General features: G+C 72.9%; 15 protein-coding genes. 5 read left to right on the plus strand and 10 right to left on the minus strand.

Annotated elements, in window-relative coordinates; all coding sequences use genetic code 11:
- Positions 1–58: 58 nt before the first annotated feature.
- Genes N798_RS11730 through N798_RS11755 form a run of 6 tightly spaced genes read right to left on the minus strand, consistent with a single transcriptional unit; the run spans position 59 to position 5,446 of the window.
- Positions 59–1,132 carry a hypothetical protein gene (locus N798_RS11730; RefSeq protein ID WP_035948722.1) on the minus strand — a complete coding sequence of 358 codons (1,074 nt, stop codon included), beginning with the start codon at positions 1,130–1,132 and terminating at the stop codon, positions 59–61.
- A gap of 26 nt (positions 1,133–1,158) precedes the next feature.
- Positions 1,159–1,824 carry a GNAT family N-acetyltransferase gene (locus N798_RS11735; RefSeq protein ID WP_035948725.1) on the minus strand — a complete coding sequence of 222 codons (666 nt, stop codon included), beginning with the start codon at positions 1,822–1,824 and terminating at the stop codon, positions 1,159–1,161.
- Positions 1,824–2,357 carry a MogA/MoaB family molybdenum cofactor biosynthesis protein gene (locus N798_RS11740; protein WP_052117247.1) on the minus strand — a complete coding sequence of 178 codons (534 nt, stop codon included), beginning with the start codon at positions 2,355–2,357 and terminating at the stop codon, positions 1,824–1,826. Before N798_RS11740 ends, N798_RS11735 begins: the two co-directional genes overlap by 1 nt.
- Positions 2,354–2,854 carry a cyclic pyranopterin monophosphate synthase MoaC gene (gene moaC / locus N798_RS11745; protein WP_268234566.1) on the minus strand — a complete coding sequence of 167 codons (501 nt, stop codon included), beginning with the start codon at positions 2,852–2,854 and terminating at the stop codon, positions 2,354–2,356. Before moaC ends, N798_RS11740 begins: the two co-directional genes overlap by 4 nt.
- Before the next feature lie 4 nt (positions 2,855–2,858).
- Positions 2,859–4,064, minus strand: coding sequence for a molybdopterin molybdotransferase MoeA (locus N798_RS11750; protein ID WP_035948727.1), 1,206 nt, complete (start codon positions 4,062–4,064; stop codon positions 2,859–2,861).
- Positions 4,061–5,446, minus strand: a complete 1,386-nt coding sequence (locus N798_RS11755; protein ID WP_035948729.1) for a UTP--glucose-1-phosphate uridylyltransferase — start codon at positions 5,444–5,446, stop codon at positions 4,061–4,063. The genes N798_RS11750 and N798_RS11755 overlap by 4 nt, the downstream gene beginning before the upstream one ends.
- 64 nt (positions 5,447–5,510) lie before the next feature.
- Between N798_RS11755 and N798_RS11760 the strand changes: the two genes are divergently transcribed.
- Positions 5,511–6,071 carry a 5-formyltetrahydrofolate cyclo-ligase gene (locus N798_RS11760; protein WP_035948730.1) on the plus strand — a complete coding sequence of 187 codons (561 nt, stop codon included), beginning with the start codon at positions 5,511–5,513 and terminating at the stop codon, positions 6,069–6,071.
- 3 nt (positions 6,072–6,074) lie between these two features.
- On the opposite strand, the gene N798_RS11765 is transcribed toward N798_RS11760, so the two are convergent.
- The gene (locus tag N798_RS11765) at positions 6,075–8,732 is read right to left on the minus strand and encodes a penicillin acylase family protein (RefSeq protein ID WP_052117249.1); all 2,658 of its coding nucleotides are present in this window, start codon (positions 8,730–8,732) and stop codon (positions 6,075–6,077) included.
- 46 nt (positions 8,733–8,778) lie between these two features.
- Between N798_RS11765 and N798_RS11770 the strand changes: the two genes are divergently transcribed.
- Together N798_RS11770 and N798_RS17835 are read left to right on the plus strand one after the other, a co-directional pair.
- The gene (locus N798_RS11770) at positions 8,779–10,353 is read left to right on the plus strand and encodes a potassium/proton antiporter (RefSeq protein WP_035948732.1); all 1,575 of its coding nucleotides are present in this window, start codon (positions 8,779–8,781) and stop codon (positions 10,351–10,353) included.
- 222 nt (positions 10,354–10,575) lie between these two features.
- Positions 10,576–10,884 carry an FmdB family zinc ribbon protein gene (locus N798_RS17835; protein WP_035948733.1) on the plus strand — a complete coding sequence of 103 codons (309 nt, stop codon included), beginning with the start codon at positions 10,576–10,578 and terminating at the stop codon, positions 10,882–10,884.
- 25 nt (positions 10,885–10,909) lie between these two features.
- Here the strand turns inward: N798_RS17835 and N798_RS11780 are convergent, their stop codons facing one another.
- Positions 10,910–12,805, minus strand: a complete 1,896-nt coding sequence (locus N798_RS11780; RefSeq protein WP_084100599.1) for a DEAD/DEAH box helicase — start codon at positions 12,803–12,805, stop codon at positions 10,910–10,912.
- A gap of 162 nt (positions 12,806–12,967) precedes the next feature.
- On the opposite strand from N798_RS11780, the gene N798_RS17435 reads away from it, so the two are divergent.
- Together N798_RS17435 and mscL are read left to right on the plus strand one after the other, a co-directional pair.
- Complete coding sequence (locus tag N798_RS17435; protein WP_084100588.1) at positions 12,968–13,645, plus strand: SAF domain-containing protein; 678 nt, start codon at positions 12,968–12,970, stop codon at positions 13,643–13,645.
- A 131-nt stretch (positions 13,646–13,776) separates the two neighbouring features.
- Positions 13,777–14,145 carry a large conductance mechanosensitive channel protein MscL gene (gene mscL / locus N798_RS11790; protein ID WP_035948734.1) on the plus strand — a complete coding sequence of 123 codons (369 nt, stop codon included), beginning with the start codon at positions 13,777–13,779 and terminating at the stop codon, positions 14,143–14,145.
- An 86-nt stretch (positions 14,146–14,231) separates the two neighbouring features.
- Here the strand turns inward: mscL and N798_RS11795 are convergent, their stop codons facing one another.
- Positions 14,232–14,594, minus strand: coding sequence for a hypothetical protein (locus tag N798_RS11795; RefSeq protein ID WP_035948735.1), 363 nt, complete (start codon positions 14,592–14,594; stop codon positions 14,232–14,234).
- Positions 14,591–17,200 (minus strand): AAA domain-containing protein (locus N798_RS11800; RefSeq protein WP_035948737.1); only part of this gene is annotated, 2,610 nt, incomplete at its 5' end. The genes N798_RS11800 and N798_RS11795, both read right to left, overlap by 4 nt.

A 17,200-nucleotide genomic window follows, 5' to 3' on the forward strand; every position in this document is an offset into this window, starting at 1 on the left:
CATGACGAAGGCCCGGTCCCCACGAGGGGACCGGGCCTTTCTCCGTGTGGCCCTGCGGTCAGAGACCGGAGATCCGGCGCTCCGGGAGCTCGTCGTATGCCGTCTCCTCCGCCTCCGCGTGCGGCTCCACCTCCGCGGTGGGCACCGGACGCTCGGGGGCGCGAGCCTTCATCGTGTAGGTCGGCGGCGGCACGGGACGAGGGTCCCAGGTGAGCGGGATGTCGTCCTCGTCGACCTCGGGCAGCACCGGGGTGACCTGGGCGGGCGGGTCGGCCACGGTGGCGCCGGCGACAGGCTGGGCCGCAGCAGGCTCGGCAACCACGGCCTCCGCGACCGGCTCCGACTGGGTGCCGTGCTCCGTCGCTGCCTCGGCGCTGACGTCGAACGGTGCCGCCTCGGGCGCCACGCCGTCCGCGGTGTCGGCCTCACCCGACGAGGGGTCGGTGGAGTCCTCCACGACGACCTCGGACTCGACGACGGGGGCCTGACGTCGAGCCGTCGGAGCGGGCACGGTCGCAGCGGTGCGGGCAGCGACGACGGCGCTGCGCTGCGCGTCGCGGCGAGCCTGCTGGTGCGCTTCGCGACGCAGCTCCCGGCGGGCCCGGATCTCGGACTGCACCCCGGCGCGCAGCCAGGCGAAGCCACCGACGGCGAGGGCGAGGGGCACGAGCGGAGCCCAGGCGACGAGCACACCCAGGACCGACAGGATCGCGAAGACGACGGTTGCGGCAAGGCCGACGAGCAGGACGGTTCCGCGCGTGGCACGGCTCGGGTGCATCGGCGCGACGCCGGTCGGGGCGGGACGTGCCGCGGTGGACGACGGAGCCGCGGCAGGGACGGTCGGACGAGATGCCGGCAGCTCGACGCGCGACATCGTGTGCGCCTCGGCCCGCTTGACGGTCACCTGCGGACGCATGGCGCGGGCGGGGCTCACGGCATACGTGCGTGGGGCCAGGCTGCCGGTGTCGACGGAGGGCAGGGGCGAGCGACGCTCGAGGACCCGCATCGTCTCGGAGAAGGCGTCGACGGACCGGATCGTGGCGAGGTGCTCGCGGCGACGGACCCAGTACTGGACGAAGTAGGCAGCCCAGATCCCGATGATGACCAGGAAGATCAGGCTGCTCGGCTCCACGAGCACGACGTTATGCGGGCGAGACGTCAGGCAGTCGGACCCTCGACGGTGTGTCGCCCAAGTGACCGCTGTGACGAGTGGGTCAGGCGATCCCTCACCGTCCGGCCGCCGAGGTCCTCGGTCGTGAGCGCGAACGACCGGTGGTCGCGCCAGTCGCCGTCGATGTGGAGCATTCGCGGCCGCAGGCCCTCGTCGCGGAAGCCGAGCTTGCGGACGACGGCGAGGCTCGCGGCGTTCTCGGGGCGGATGTTGACCTCGACCCGGTGCAGCGCGAGCTCGGCGAAGGCGTGGTCGGCCGCGAGCGCGAGCGCGGTGGGCACGATCCCCCTGCCGGCGACCGCCTGGGCTACCCAGTAGCCGACGGTGCACGAGCGGAACGAGCCGAGGACGATGTTGCTCACGTTGACCTGGCCGACGAGCGCGCCCTCGACCTCGATGACGAAGGGCAGCATCCGGCCGGCCAGCGCCTCCTCCTGGTAGAAGTCGACGACGTCGGAGAAGGTGCGTGAGCCGGTCACCGGCACCGGGGAGGTCGCGTCCCACGGCGAGAGCCAGTGCCGGTTGCGGCCGCGGACCGCGACGTACTCCTCGGAGTCCTCCGGCCGCAGGGGCCGCAGCAGCAGGGGAAGGCCGCCGGGCGTCGTGCCCGTGATGACGACCGACCACTCCTCGCGAGCCCGGCCCCAGCGCATCAGTGGTCCCCTCCCGCGAGCTGGCTCAGCGCGTGCGCGAGGACCGGCTCGAGCACGGCGAGGGCGTCGCGGACGCCGCCGGTCGAGCCGGGAAGGTTGACGACGAGGGTGCGGCCGGCCACCCCGGCGAGCCCTCTCGAGAGCATCGCGGTCGGCACTCCCGCCGCGACCCCGGCGGCGCGGATCGCCTCGGCGATGCCGGTGACCTCGCGGTCGAGCAGGGGCGCGGTCGCCTCGGGGGTCCCGTCGGTCGGGCTGATGCCTGTGCCACCGGTCGTGAGGAGGAGGTCGGGGCCGGTCGCGAGCGCGGCCGACAGCGCCTCTCCCACCTCTGCGTCCGCGACGACGGCCGCGTCGTCGACATCGGCACCCCAGCCACGCAGGGTCTCGACGAGCAGCGCCCCGCCCCGGTCGGGGTAGACACCCGCCGCTGCCCGGGTCGAGGCGGTGACGACGACCGCCCGGCGACCGGCGAGGCCGGACCGGTCGGCGCTGCCCGCGCTCTCGGCGCTGCCCCCGCTCCCGGCGCTCACGGCTCGACCCAGTCGCCGGAGCGGCCGCCCGACTTCGCGGTCACCCGGACGTCGGTGATGCGCGCGTGCCTGTCGACCGCCTTGACCATGTCGACGAGGGCGAGCGCGGCGACGCTCACCGCGGTGAGCGCCTCCATCTCGATCCCGGTGCGGTCGGCCGTCCGGACGGTGGCGGAGATGTCGACGCCGTCGTCGGCGACGTCGAGGTCGACCGAAGCGGCGTGGACGGCGACCGGGTGCGCGAGCGGCACGAGCTCGGGCGTGCGTTTGACCGCCTGTATGCCGGCCAGCCGCGCGACCGCGAGCGCGTCACCCTTGGGGACGGTCCCGTCCCGCAGGGCGGCGACGGCGTCAGCGGAGAGGAGGACCCGGCCGCGGGCGCTGGCCTCGCGTGCGGTGACGGCCTTGCCCGACACGTCGACCATGTGCGCCGACCCGTCGGCCCGCACGTGGGTCAGGCCCCTCGGGACCTCCCGGTCGCCCACGTCGCTCGCCACACCGTCAATCCTGCCCCACGAGCGGGAGGAGGTGGACGACGTCCCCCGGCTCGATGTTCGTCGTCGCAGCGTCGACGACGGCGAGGTGGGTGGCGTCGGCGAGGGCGCCGAGCATGTGCGAGCCCTGACCGCCCGAGGGTCGGACGCCGTCGGGGCCGAGGACGACCCGCGTGAGCTCGACCTTGCCGGGCACCGACGACCACCCCTGCGCGGCGACGCCGTCGACGAGCGCGACCTCGGGGTCGAGTCCGGCGAGCGCACGGAGCACCGGCACGACGAAGATGTGGAACGACACAAAGGAACTCACCGGGTTGCCCGGCAGCGTGACGATCGGCGTGCGGCGGGGCCCGACGACGCCGGCGCCCTGCGGCATGCCCGGGCGCATTGCGACCTTGCTGAACTCGACCGTGCCCGAGCGCGAGAGCACCTCCTTGACGGTGTCGTAGGCCCCCATCGACACACCGCCCGTGGTGAGGACCAGGTCGGGGTCGCCACGACCGAGCTCGAGCAGTGACGCGAGCGCCTCGCCGTCGTCCCCGACGTGGCCGAACCCCACGAGCTCGGCCCCGGCCGCCTCGACGAGGGCCATGAGCATGGGCCGGTTCGAGTCGACGATGCGGCCGTGGTCGAGCGGTGAACCCAGCCCGACGAGCTCGTCGCCGGTGGACACGACGGACACGCGGGGCCGGGCCGCCACGAGGACCTCGGCGACGTTGGACGCAGCGGCCAGGGCGAGCCGGCCCGGTGTCATCCGCATGCCGGCACGCAGCACGACGTCGCCGGATCGCACGTCCTCGCCGCGGCGTCGCAGGTGCTTCCCCACCTCCGCCGCCAGCATGAGGGCGGCCCGGTCGGTCCCGCCGTCGCTCTGCTCGACCGGCACGACCGCGTCGGCACCGTCCGGCATCGGGGCGCCAGTCATGATCCGCATCGTCGCGCCGCGCCGGAGAACGTGCCGTCGGGTGTCACCGGCCGCGATGTCACCGTCGACGTCGAGGACGACCGGCGACGCGGGACCGGCGCCGACGACGTCGGCCGAGCGGACGGCATACCCGTCCATGGCGGAGTTGTCGAAGCCCGGGAGGTCCACGGCGGCGACGACGTCGGCGGCGAGCACCCGGCCGAGCGACTCGGAGAGCGGCACCGTCACCGGCGGCAGGGCCGAGACGAGCCCGACGAGGGCGGCACGGTGCTCCTCGACCGTCCTCACGCGTCGCCCTCGAGCCGCGCCCCGTCGGCGATGACGCGGGGCGACTCGGCACGAACGGTGACGTCGCCGACGCACGTGACGTCGCGCCCGAAGGTCACGTCCCCGTCGACCGTGAGCGAGTGCGCCTCGCGGATCGACGGCACCCCGTGGGGGAAGTGCGCGTCGAAGTCCTGGATGAACCTGAACTCGTCGGACAGGTCGATGAAGGGCTCGTCGTGGTCGATGAGCGAGACCACGCGGCTCGCCTCGTCGAGCTCGTAGAGGTCGGAGCGGACGAGGAGCAGCTCGTTCGTCGTCTTCACCGGGCGGAACCGGTCGCGCGGGACGAAGAGCGCCTGCGACCCCTCGAAGACCTCGACGGCCGTCCCCATCGACGACTCGATCTGGATCACCGGCGTCGAGTCCTTGCGGGTGGGGTCGACCGTCTTGCGGTTGACGATGATCGGCAGCTCGAGCACCCCGGCCCGCTGCGCGAGCTCGTCGGTGAGCAGGTCGAGGTCCACCCAGAGGTTGTTGACGTGGAAGAACTCGTGGCGCTCGTTGTCGGCGAAGTGCGCCTCCTCGCCCGGCGCGACCTGCGCGGAGTCACGCAGGACGATCCGGCCGTCGTCGCGGCGCCGGGCGAGGTGCCCGCCCTTGCGGTCGTTGCGCGTGCGCTCGCACACCTCGGCGACGTAGGGGACCTCGTCCCGCGCCATCCAGGCGGGGATCCGCGGGTCGAACGTCGCACCGAGGTTGTCGCCGTTGGAGAGGAAGAGGTAGCGGATCCCCCTGTCGCGCAACGTGTCGAGCAACCCGCTCGACTGGAGCGCGATGTAGACGTCGCCGTGGCCGGGCGGGCACCACTCGAGCTCGGGGTCATCGGGCCACGACACCGGCGTGAGGTCGTCGGCGCGCAGCTTGGGCTCGGCGCTCTGGAGGAACGAGAGGGGCAGGCCCTCGACCTCGAGGTCCGGGTAGCGGGCGAGGATCTCGAGCGTCTCCTCCTGCGTCCGGAACGAGTCCATGAAGACGACGGGCAGCTCGACGTCGTGCTCCCTGCGGAGCGCGAGCACCTGCCGGGCGATGATGTCGAGGAAGGTGAGGCCGTCGCGCACCGGCAGGGCCGTCTTGGGTCCCGAGATGCCCATCGACGTGCCGAGGCCGCCGTTGAGCTTGAGGACCGCCGACGTCGCGAGCGCCTCGTGCAGCTCGGACTCGCCGGCCTCGAGCTCGGCGAGCGAGCGGACGGTGCCGAGGGGCTCGATGTCGTCCTCGTGGATGTAGCCGGTGGCCTCGGTCTCGAGCAGCCCGTAGAAGCGGGTGAAGGCGCCGATCGCCCGCTCGTCGACACCTCTCTCGCGCATGAGGTCGGTGGCCGCGCCCAGTCCGTCGTCACCCATGCCGGCAACCCTAGGTGAGCGCGCCCTGCTCGTGGTGCGTCGTTCCGGCGGTCACACTGGTGCGATGGCGTCGACACCAGCGGCCGAGAACAAGACCGCCCTGCGTCCGGTGCTGCTCGCGCGCCGGCGCGAGATCGTCGCCGACCGAGACCGCGACGCCGACGCGCAGTCGCTCGCAGCCCACGTCCTCGTCCTGGTGACCGACCTGGGCCTCGGGCCCGGCGACACCGTGGCGGCCTACGAGTCGATGCGGAGCGAGCCACCGCTCGCGGCCACCATCGACGCGCTGTCGGCGCACGGCATACGTGTCCTCGTGCCGGTCACGCTGCCTGACAACGACCTCGACTGGTGCGACGCCTCCGACCCCGCCCGTATGCCGGCCGGTCCCGACGCGCTGTCGGCCGCCGGCCTCGTCCTCGGCCCCGGCCTCTCCGCCGACCGCACCGGCACCCGGCTCGGTCGTGGCGGCGGCAGCTACGACCGGGCACTCGCGCGCAAGGCGGCTGGGGCGAAGGTCGTCGTCGTGCTCCACCCCGGCGAGGTCCAGCCCGACGCCCTGCCCCACGACGACCACGACCTTCCCGTCGACGGCGTGCTCACCGCCGACGGGATCGAGTGGTTCTGAGGCTCAGCCGCCCGGGACGAGCGCGAGCTCCTCGTCGGTCGCCTCGCGGACGGCCTTCTCGGTGAAGGGCCACGGCTGCTGACGGCCCTCGACCCAGTCCTCGGTCTGGTCGTCGTAGTGGCCGTTGAAGACGTGGCCGCTCGCGCCGGTCTGGTTGATCCACGTCGAGCGGTCGAAGGACCCGACGTCGACGACCATCCGCATCGAGGGCGCCCACGTCGTCTCGTAGCCGAGGTTGGCGCGCCACCCGTTGGCGTTGACGATCGAGGAGCCGCCCGGCATCTCGAACTCGCCGCGGTTGAAGATCGCGCGGACGATGCCCGGCACGGCGTCGCCGCCCATGACCTGGTGGGTGAGCTCGAGGGTGTGCAGCCTGCCCCAGCGCCAGTCGTCGACGTCCTTGCCGATCTTGCGCGTCAGCTCGAGACGGGCCTCGACCTGGGCCTGCCGCAGGATCTCGTCGCGGCTCTCGGTGACGCCGGCGGTCTGGCGGTTGTCCCACCAGGGGCTCTTGGGGTTCTCGAGCAGGCGAGTCACGGCGGCCATGTGGCGGCTGTTGCCGTCGGCCTGGAGGTCTGCCGGCACCTCGTCGTCGAAGAGCAGCCGGAGCAGGTTGGCCCAGACCGCGTTGTAGTAGGCCGCCGCGGCACCTGCGCGTGAGTCGTCGGCGGGCGTCGTGAAGTCCCAGTCGCGCAGGAGGTCCTGCGCCTCACGGGTGAAGGCGACCTCGTCCTCGGACTCGTCGGGCCCGGCGAGCGGCACGGCGAGCAGCGCCTTGACGAGCACCGGCGCGAACTGGTTGCGAGAGTCCATCTGGATCTGGCCCATCGTCGCCGCGGTGATGGTGCGCCCACCCTGCGTCGCCGCCTCGATGCGGTCGCGGATGCGCTGCGATCGGTAGCCGTAGTCCCACTCGGTCGTGAGGAACGGCGTCGGGCTCGAGGTCACGGCCTGGTTCGCGGTGACGAGGAACCCCTCGTCGGGGTCGAGCGCGCTGGGCATCGACTCGAACGGGACGTAGCCCTGCCAATCGTAGGTCTCGTCCCAGCCGGGCGCGGGCCAGTAGCCGGGCGGGGCGCCCTTGAACGCCGAGACGCGGACCGGCACCTGGCCCGGGGCCTGGTAGCCGATGTGGCCGTCGACGTCGGCATAGATGAGGTTCTGCGCCGGGACCGCGAAGAGCCGCGCCGCCTGCCGGAACTCGGTGAAGTCCTGGGCGACGTTGAGCGCGAAGATCGCGTCGGCGGTCTTGCCCGGCTGGAGCCCGGTCCACGCCATCGAGACGGCGTAGTCCTGCGACGTCGCCGGAGCCTGCCCCTCCACCTGCGGCACGGGCGAGCGCTCACCGGCGTCGTCGAGGGCGGGCAGGACGTCGGACATGATCGGGCCGTGGCGGGTGGACCGCACGGTGATCGTCTCGTCCGGCTTCCCCGCGACCTTGATGACCTCGCGGCGGGTCTGCAGCGGCTCCCACGTCCGGCCCCGCTGGACCCGGTCGCCGTCGACGCGCTCGAGGTAGAAGTCGCTCACGTCGGGGTCGAGGTTGGTGAAGCCCCAGGCGATCTTGTCGTTGTGGCCGATGACGACGCCGGGCACGCCCGAGAAGGAGAAGCCGGCGACGTCGAGCGGGCACTGCTCGGACTTCTCGCGGCAGTGCAGGCCGACCTGGTACCAGATGCCGGGGATGCCCGGCGAGAGGTGCGGGTCGTTGGCGAGCAGCGGCTTGCCGGTCGCCGACTTGTCGGGACCGATGACCCACGAGTTCGACCCGATGTCCTCACCGCGACCCATGAGCGCTGGGACGGCCTCGAGCGCGCGGCCCACCGCGGCATACGCCCGCTGTGCCGACGGCGTGCCGAGGGCGTCGGCCACCTCGCGTGAGGAGGTGGCCGTCGCCGCGGAGCGGAGGGCGGCCGGGATGCTCGATGAGACCTGGCCACCGGTGTCCTTCGGCTGCCACTGGTCCGCCGAGAGAATGGGTGTGTTGGCGGCGTCGTAGGGCGGGAAGAGCTCGGCGATCTGGGTGCTGGTGACGCGCGTCGAGAGGCGGGCGCGGGCGAGCTCGTTGGCGTAGTCGCCGCGCAGGTCCCACGCCATCGCCTTGAGCCACGCGATGGAGTCGGCCGGGGTCCACTTCTCGATGCGGTAGTCGGAGACGGTCGTGCCGAGGACGACGTACTCGAGCGAGGCCTGCGACGGCGAACGGCCGCGCAGGTAGGCGTTGACGCCGTCGGCGTAGGCCTGCAGCGTCGTGCGCGTCTGCGGGTCGAGCGTCGGCAGCTCGGCCTCGGCGGTGCGCCGCCAGCCCATCGTCCGCACCACCCGGTCGGTCTCGAGACCGGCCTCGCCGACGAGCTCGGAGAGCCGCCCGGCGGTGACGTGGCGGCGCAGGTCCATCTCGAAGAAGCGGTCCTGCGCGTGGACGAACCCCTGCGCCTTGGCGATGTCGGTGAGGCTGTCGCCGTAGATCTGCGGGATGCCGCGGTCGTCGCGCAGCACGTCGACGCGGGCATCGAGCCCGGGAACCTTGATCTCGCCCTCGGTCTGCGGGAAGGACCGGCGGACGAGCGACACACCGACGACGGACAGGACGAGGGCCGCGACGACGACGATGCCGCCGAGGACCAGCAAGGCGCGACGCGCAACGCGGAGGGGACTCACCCTGCGAGACTAGGACAGACATCCGCAGCACTCGCAAGGACGGGCCGTGATCACGACGTTGGGTATGCCGGGTGCAGCCACGTCGTCCTTTCCGGCACCCACCAGCGTCGTCACCGCCGAGCCGGACAACCTCCACGCGCTCTCGATCGCGCTCCTCATCGGGGCCGCCGTCCTCATCGTCTCCATCGCCGCGGTGAGGCTCTCGACCCGCTCGGGACTGCCCTCGCTGCTCATCTACCTCGGCATCGGGCTGGTGCTGGGCAACCGCGGTCTCGGCATCGACTTCTCCGACGAGGAGCTCACCCAGGTCCTCGGCTACGCCGCCCTCGTCCTCATCCTCACCGAGGGCGGCGTGACGACGAAGTGGGAGTCGATCCGGCCGTCGCTGGCGCCGGCCGCCGCCCTCGCGACGCTCGGGGCGGTCGTCTCGATCGCCGTCGTCGCGCTGGCGGCCCGGTTCGTCCTCGACATGACGTGGACGAGCGCGCTCCTCATCGGCGCCATCCTCGCCTCGACCGACGCCGCCGCCGTCTTCGCCGTGCTGCGCAAGGTGCCGCTCCCCCGGCACGTGAGCGGCATGCTCGAGGCCGAGTCGGGCTTCAACGACGCCCCGGTCGTCATCATCGTCACGGCCCTCGCCACCGGTTCGGCCGCCGGCGCGGGGGTCGAGTCGTGGTGGTCGCTCGTCGTCCTCATCACGCTCGAGCTCGTCATCGGCTCCGCCGTCGGGCTCGCGGTCGGCTGGCTCGGCGGGCGGCTCATGGCCCGGGTCGCCGGCGGGTCGTCGGCGCTCTTCGCCATCGGGGTCATGGCGGTGTCGGTGCTCGCCTACGCCGCCGCCGACGTCGTCCACGCGTCCGGGTTCATCGCGTGCTACCTCGCCTCGCTCGTCCTCGGCAACAGCGGCCTGCCGCACCGTGCCGCCGTGTCGGGCTTCGCCACGGCGCTGGGCTGGCTCGCCCAGATCGGGCTCTTCGTCATGCTCGGCCTGCTCGCCGACCCGGCGGGCTTCGGGCGGGAGATCGTCCCCGCCGTCGTCCTCGGGCTCGTGCTCCTGCTGCTCGCACGGCCGTTGTCGGTGCTCGCGTCGTGCACGCCCTTCGGGATCCCGTGGCGGACCCAGGCGTTCCTCTCGTGGGCCGGGCTGCGCGGCGCCGTGCCCGTCGTCCTCGCGACGGTGCCGGTGACCGCGGGGACGGCAGGGGTCGACGGCATCTTCAACCTCGTCTTCGTCCTCGTCATCCTCTTCACGCTCGTGCAGGCACCGACGCTGCCCTGGGTCGCCCACCGGCTCGGGCTCGACCGCGCCCACCACACCTTCGACCTCGCGCTCGAGGCCACGCCCTTCGACGACATCGGCGCACACCTCCTCGAGGTGACGGTCGGTCCGCGCTCGCGCCTCGCCGGCGTCCAGGTCTACGAGCTGCGTCTCCCCTCCGGCGCCAACGTCGCGCTCGTCGTGCGGGACGAGACCTCGTTCGTGCCCAAGGAGACGACGCCGCTGAGGCGCGGCGACCAGCTCCTCGTCGTCACCCCGGCCGCCCTCCGCTCGACCGTCGAGAAGCGGCTGCGCGACGTGAGCCGCCAGGGTCGCCTCGCCGGCTGGTCCACCGCCGACTGACGCCGGCTTGCGTCCGCAACTCTGGTCGCCAGGGCGTCACCTTGCCGGACGCAAGCGGGGACCTCGGCTGGCGTCCGCAACTCTGGTCGCCAGGGCGTCACCTTGCCGGACGCAAGCGGGACCGTATGCCGTCCGCGAGCGGTGGGCGGCCGGCATACCGGAGCATCCCTCGACGTTCCGTATCCTTGAGAACGCTCATCCGCATTGCCCAGGGAGGAACCCGTGCCCACGTACGCCTACGCGTGCCGCGACTGCGACCACCGCTTCGAGGCGGTCCAGTCCTTCAGCGACGACTCGCTCTCGGTCTGCCCCGAGTGCGACGGGTCGCTGCGCAAGGTCTTCAACTCGGTCGGTGTCGTCTTCAAGGGGGGCGGTTTCTACCGCACCGACTCGCGCGCGTCGTCGAGCAGCTCGACGCCCGCGAGCACGTCGTCCGACTCCGGGTCGAGCTCGTCGTCGAGCTCGTCGTCGAGCTCGTCGTCGTCGGGCTCGTCCTCGAGCACCACGACCGCCGCCGCCGCCTCGGCCTGACGCAGGGCGTCCCTCCCGACCGGGGTCACTGGTCCCGGTCGGCCCGCTGACCCTTGCGGTGTGGCTTGCGGTCCGCGCGCTGCGGCCGCCCCGGACGCCCGCGGTCCTCGCGGAGCTCGATGAGCTGACCCGAGATGCGGGTGCCGCGCAGCTTCTCCCACGTGCCCGGCGGCAGGGTCGCCGGCAGCTCGACGAGCGAGTGGTCGGCGCGGATGTCGATCCGGCCGAAGTCCTGGCGGCCGAGCCCTCCCTCGTTGGCGAGGGCGCCGACGATCTGGCGCGGCTCGACGTGCTGGCGGCGACCGACGGCGATCCGGTAGGTCGTCATCGGCCCGGAGGTGCCGCGCTTGGGTCCACGGTCCGGACGGTCCCCCCGCTCTCCCCGCTCTCCCCGCTCGCCTCGCTCGCCGCGGTCGTCCCGGCGCGGGCCCCGGTCGTCGCGCTCACGGCGCGGCGGACGCACCGGCTCGGGGTCGAGCAGCATCGGCTCGTCGCCCTGGAGGATGACCGCGAGCGCCGCGGCGACGTCGGACTCGGGCACGTTGTGCTCGCGGACGTAGTGGCCGATGACGTCGCGGAAGGCGTCCATGTCGCTCGAGGCCAGCGCCGCCGTGATCCGGTCGTCGAACCGGCCGAGGCGCGTCGCGTTGATGTCCTCGACCGACGGCAGCTGCATCTCGGTGAGGGTCGTGCGGGTCGCCTTCTCGATGGCCTTGAGGAGGTAGCGCTCGCGCGGCGTGACGAAGGAGATCGCGTCACCGCTGCGTCCGGCGCGGCCGGTGCGACCGATGCGGTGGACGTAGGACTCGGTGTCGGTGGGGATGTCGTAGTTGACGACGTGGCTGATCCGCTCGACGTCGAGGCCACGGGCGGCGACGTCGGTCGCGACGAGGATGTCGAGCTTCCCGGCCTTGAGCTGGGCGACGGTGCGCTCGCGCTGGGCCTGGGCGACGTCGCCGTTGATGGCCGCGGCCGAGAACCCGCGGGCCCGCAGCTTCTCGGCGAGCAGCTCGGTCTCGTTCTTGGTGCGGACGAAGACGATCATCCCCTCGAAGTTCTCGACCTCGAGGATGCGCGTGAGGGCGTCGATCTTCTGGGGGTAGGAGACGAAGAGGTAGCGCTGCGAGATGTTGGGCGAGGTCGTCGTCTTCCGCTCGACGGTGATCTCGAGGGCGTCGGTGAGGTACTTCTTCGAGATCCGCCGGATCTGTGACGGCATCGTCGCCGAGAAGAGCGCGACGTGCTTGTCCTCCGGGGTGTCGGCGAGGATCGTCTCGACGTCCTCGGCGAAACCCATCTTGAGCATCTCGTCGGCCTCGTCGAGCACGAGGAAGCGCAGCTCGGAGAGGTCGAGCGTCCCCTTCTCGAGGTGGTCCATGATCCGGCCCGGGGTGCCGACGACGATGTGGACGCCACGGCGCAGGGCGCTCAGCTGCACGCCGTAGCCCTGCCCTCCGTAGACCGGGAGCACGTGGACACCGGGCATGCGGGAGGCGTACTTCTCGAACGCCTCGCAGACCTGGAGGGCGAGCTCGCGCGTGGGTGCGAGGACGAGGGCTTGGGGGGTCTTCTGCTTGAGGTCGAGGCGGCTGAGGATCGGAAGCGCGAAGGCCGCGGTCTTGCCCGTGCCGGTCTGGGCGAGGCCGACGACGTGACGGCCCTCGAGCAGGGCCGGGATCGTCGCCGCCTGGATCGGCGACGGCGTCTCGTAGCCGACGTCCTTGAGCGCCCTGACCACCCGATCGTCGAGTCCGAGGTCGGCGAAGGCCGGCTGCTGCGGCTCGGCGGGCTGGTCGTCCGCACGCTCCGGCTCCTGCTCCTCGAACCGCGCCGGGTCCTGCTCGCGCCCCTGCTTCGACTCCGCGGGGTGGTCGGGGTGGTCGGAGTGGTCGGGCGCCTCGGTCGTGCTGTCGTCGCTCACTGCTCGACCGTAGTGCCGCGGGCACCACGAGGGCGAGTCGCGCTTCGACGTGCGCGTGAGCGGTCGCTCCGTCGTCCACAAGGCGCCGGCTCCGAAGTGGCCGTCCACAGGCCCCGGAAGGAGCGCCGCGGACGGGCGACCCGCGCGCCTACCGTCGGTCGCATGCCCAGGATCCGTCTCCCCTTGCCGCCTCGCCCGGCCTTCCTCGGACCGTCCCGGCGGGCGCGGTGGCGACGACGGGTCCTGCGTCGGGCCGTGGCCGGTGCCAGCGTCGCGACGGCCGCGCTCCTTCTCGTCGGGGTCGTGCGTCCCCCTCCCCCAGCGACGTCACCCGTCGTCGTCGCGGCCCGTGCGCTCGAGGCGGGCGCGCTCCTCGAGCCGACCGACCTTCGCGTCGACCGGGTGCCCGGCTCCTCCCCTCCGCCCGCGTCCGTCGCCCGGCTCGGACCCCTTATCGGCCGCCGCGTCGGCTCCGCGGTGGTGGCGGGTGAGACACTAACGACGACCCGTCTCGTCCCCCGCTCCCCCGCCGACGGAGCGCCTCGCGGCACGGTCGCGGCACGTCTGCTCGTCGCCGACGGACGGAGTCTCGACCTCGTCTCGGCAGGCCGTCGCGTCACGGTCTATGCCGACACCGGCGGTCCGGCGCTCGCCCACGACGTGCTCGTCCTGGGCACGGACACGCCCGAACCGATGTCGTTCGCCGGATCGTTTCCGGGCCCGGGCGACGTCGGTGCCGGGATCGTCCTCGCCCTCGAGCCCACCGAACTGGACCGCGTCTTCGCTGGTCAGCGCCCCGAGGGCGGTCCACCCCGTGTCCTCACCGTCGTCACCGGCTGAGGGCCCACCCGTCCGCCGCCCGACCGTCCCGACGCTACGCTGTGACGACCGACGACCTGACTTGTACCGTGGCATCCCCCTCGGCGCGACGCTCGTCCGGGGGCACCTCTCCGACAAGAAAGGCAAGACTTATGAGTGGATTCAAGGACTTCGTCCTGCGGGGCAACGTGGTCGAGCTCGCCGTCGCGGTCGTCATCGCCACGGCCTTCGGCAAGGTCGTCGAGGCCATGGTCAAGATCATCATGCAGATCGTCGGCAAGATCGGTGGCAGCCCGGACTTCTCCGCCTGGGAGCCGGCCGGCCTGTCGATCGGCAACTTCCTCACCGTGCTCATCTCGTTCCTCATCCTCGCGGCCGTCGTCTACTTCTTCGTGGTCAAGCCCTACGCCGCCGCGAAGGCCCGCTTCTTCCCGGACGAGCCGGAGACGGAGACGGTCGACCCCAACACCGAGCTCCTCAAGGAGATCCGCGACAGCCTGCGTGCCCGTCCCAACCTCTGACGACGACGCACCACCTCCGGTCACCCGACCGGGAACCGCCACGGGGCGGGAGACGGCACCAGCCGTCTCCCGCCCCGTGTCACGTCTCAGGACCAGTGCGGCGGACGGTTCTCGCGCAGCCACCGGCCGGTGGCGTCGTCGTCCCCACGTTCGCCCCAGCCCGCGTCGGTGTCGTCCTTGGTCTGCTCGACCGTGCGACGTTCGGCTCCCGACCGGCCGCCCGTATGCCCTCCGCCCGCCTCCGTGGTCGTCGCGGCGCCGGTCGAGTCCTCCGCGGTCGCCGCGGGCTCGTCGGCCGACCCTGCGCTCTTCCGACCGCCGTCGCGAGAAACGGGCTCGGTCGGCTGCTGATCGGTGGCGCGTGGTGGCGTGGGCCGGGTCGTCGTGAGGCCCGCGTCCGAGCCGACCCGCTGCGGGGAGCTCGTCGCGCGACGCCGGCGACGGGTCACGAGCCCCCGCGTTCGGCGAGGGCCTGGATGCGCGAGACGTCGCGGGCCGGGTCGCGGAAGGCGTCGCGGGTCCAGACCCGGACGTGCTTCCACCCCAGTCGTCCGAGGTGCTCGGCACGCAGCCGGTCGCGGTCGCGGGCGCTCGTCATCGAGGCGTACTCGGGGCCGTCGGACTCGACGGCGACGAGCAGGCGCCCCCGACGCTGCGGGTCCTCGACGGCGAGGTCGATCGGGTCCGCGGACGAGCCGTAGCGCTCGTGCACGACGAGCCCACTGGCGCGCAGCCGACGGGCGAACTCCGCCATGACGACCGACTGCACGGAGCCGCTCGGCGCGACCTCGGCGGGCTCGCCGGTCTCGGCCCGCGCGGTCGACGACGCGGCGTGCGCGAGGAAGTCGTGGAGCATCTGCGCACCTCGTGACTTGAGGCGGGCCGGGTCGAGCTCGTCGGCGCCGATCGAGGAGACGACGGTCATCCGCTTCTTGGCCCGGGTGATCGCGACGTTGAGCCGACGCTCGCCACCCTCGTTGTTGAGCGGGCCGAAGCGGTGCAGGACCCGGCCGTGCGGTGTCTTGCCGTAGCCGACCGAGAGGATGATCGCGTCGCGCTCGTCACCCTGGACGCGCTCGAGGTTCTTGACGAAGAAGCGCTCGTGGACGTCCTCGGTGAAGAAGGCCGCGGTCTTCGCGTCGAGTCCTTGGAGCGCTCGCCGGAGGGCGTCATCGAGACGCTGGGTGTGGCGCAGCCCCAGCGCGATGACGCCGAGGCTCTCGCCCGGTCGCGTGCTCGCGTGCTCGAGCACGAGCTCGACGACCCGCTCGACCTCGGCCTGGGTCGTCTCGACGCTGGTCTCGCCCTCGGCGACGACCCCGACGCCGTCGACGAGCTCGTGGCGCAGCACGGGCGCCGACCCCGTCCCCGGGAACGTGACGAGCGACCCGTCGTAGACCTGCTCGTTGGCGAAGGAGATGAGCCGTTCGTCCTGCGAGCGATAGTGCCACGAGAGCCGGCGGCTGGGCAGCGTCGCGCCGAGGACGTCGAGGATCGACTCGACACCCTCGCTCAGCGCGTCGTCGGGGCTCGCCTCGTCACCCTCGGACACCGTCGTGAAGAACGACGTGGGCGGCAGCTGGTGGGCATCCCCGGCGAGGACGACCTGCCGAGCGCGCGAGATCGCCGACACCGCCTCGGCCGGTGGGATCTGCGAGGCCTCGTCGAAGACGACGACGTCGAACGTCACCCCGGGCGGCAGGACCGACGCGACGACGAGCGGGCTCATGACCCAGCAGGGGCGGACGGCGGTGAGCAGCTCGCCTGCCACCGGGAGGAGGTCGCGCAGCGGCCGGTGGCGGCGCGACTTGGCACCCTCGGCGCGGACGAGGCTCTCGAGCTCCGGGGAGTCGCCGAGGACGCGGTCGACGTTGGCGCGCACGCGGGAGGCGTTCTGTCGCAGCACCTCGCGGTCGGCGCCGGCGAACTCGCTCACCGTCCGCCTCAGGTCCTCGCCGTCATGGGCGCCGACGCGGGAGTCGCGCAGCGCGATGTCGTCGAGGACCGAGCTCCACCAGACGAAGTCCGCCTCGCCCGCGACGTCGTCGGCCTTGACCCGACGGGCGGCGAGGTCGTCGAGCAGGGCCCCGAGCCCGGCCTCGCGCATCGACTCGACGGGCCCGAGGATCGAGGGGACGACGGCAAGCCGGTCGGGGGCGTCGGCGAGGGCCTGGAGCCGAGCGCTCAGCTCCTCGCGCGGCACGTCGAGGAGCGACGGCGCATCGCCCGCCCGCGGGACGCGCTCGTCGAGCCACTCGAGGTCGGCGGCGAGGACGGCATACGCCTCGAGGGCGCGATCGAGGTCGGCCGGCATCTCGGGACGGCCCCCGGCGCCGGCCATCTCCTTCCACGCGCTGCGCTGTTCGCTCGCGGCGAGCAGCGCCGCGTGCAGGTCGGCCGGGGGGCGGCCGGGCCGGACGTAGCGGCGGACCTGACGGCGCAGGCCACGTCGCTCCCACCAGCCGAGGTCCGACCCGACAGAGGCGCGGTAGTCCGACGTCCCGGTCGCGGCCACGAACTCGCCGAGCGGCACGTCGAAGACCTCGGGCCGGAAGGTCTCCAAGGTGTCGCGCACCTGGGCGACCGTGTCGAGGACCCGTCCCCAGTCGCGCACCGTCCGAGAGTCCGGCAGGCGCAGCCCGGCGAAGACGTCGGCGAGAGTCAGGCCCACCTCGGGAACGCCGTCGCCGGCCCAGCGCTCGACGAGCTCGCGGGCACGGACAGCCTCGTCGGCGGTGCGGATGGCGGCGCCGTACCACGGGTCGGCCCCGGGCTCGGTGCGCCAAGCGCCCAGCGACGCCACGCGGGTCAGTTCACGGGTGAGCACCTCATAGCGGTCGCGGGGCAGCGCCTGGAGCGCCTCGCCGCGGATCCGGACACGGGAGTGCGGCGGGCGCGGGGCCGAGCCGAGGGCACTGATTGCCTCCTGGACGTCGTGGACCGAGACGCCCCAGGGGTGGCGCGGCTCGTGCATCGCGTCGCGGTGGTCGCGCAGGGTCGCGGCGGCGGTGCGCAGCCGGTCGACGTCGCGGCTCGGCGGGTCGGCCGGCTTCGC

Origin of the sequence: Knoellia flava TL1, assembly GCF_000768675.1 — a bacterium.
GTDB classification, from domain to species: domain Bacteria; phylum Actinomycetota; class Actinomycetes; order Actinomycetales; family Dermatophilaceae; genus Knoellia; species Knoellia flava.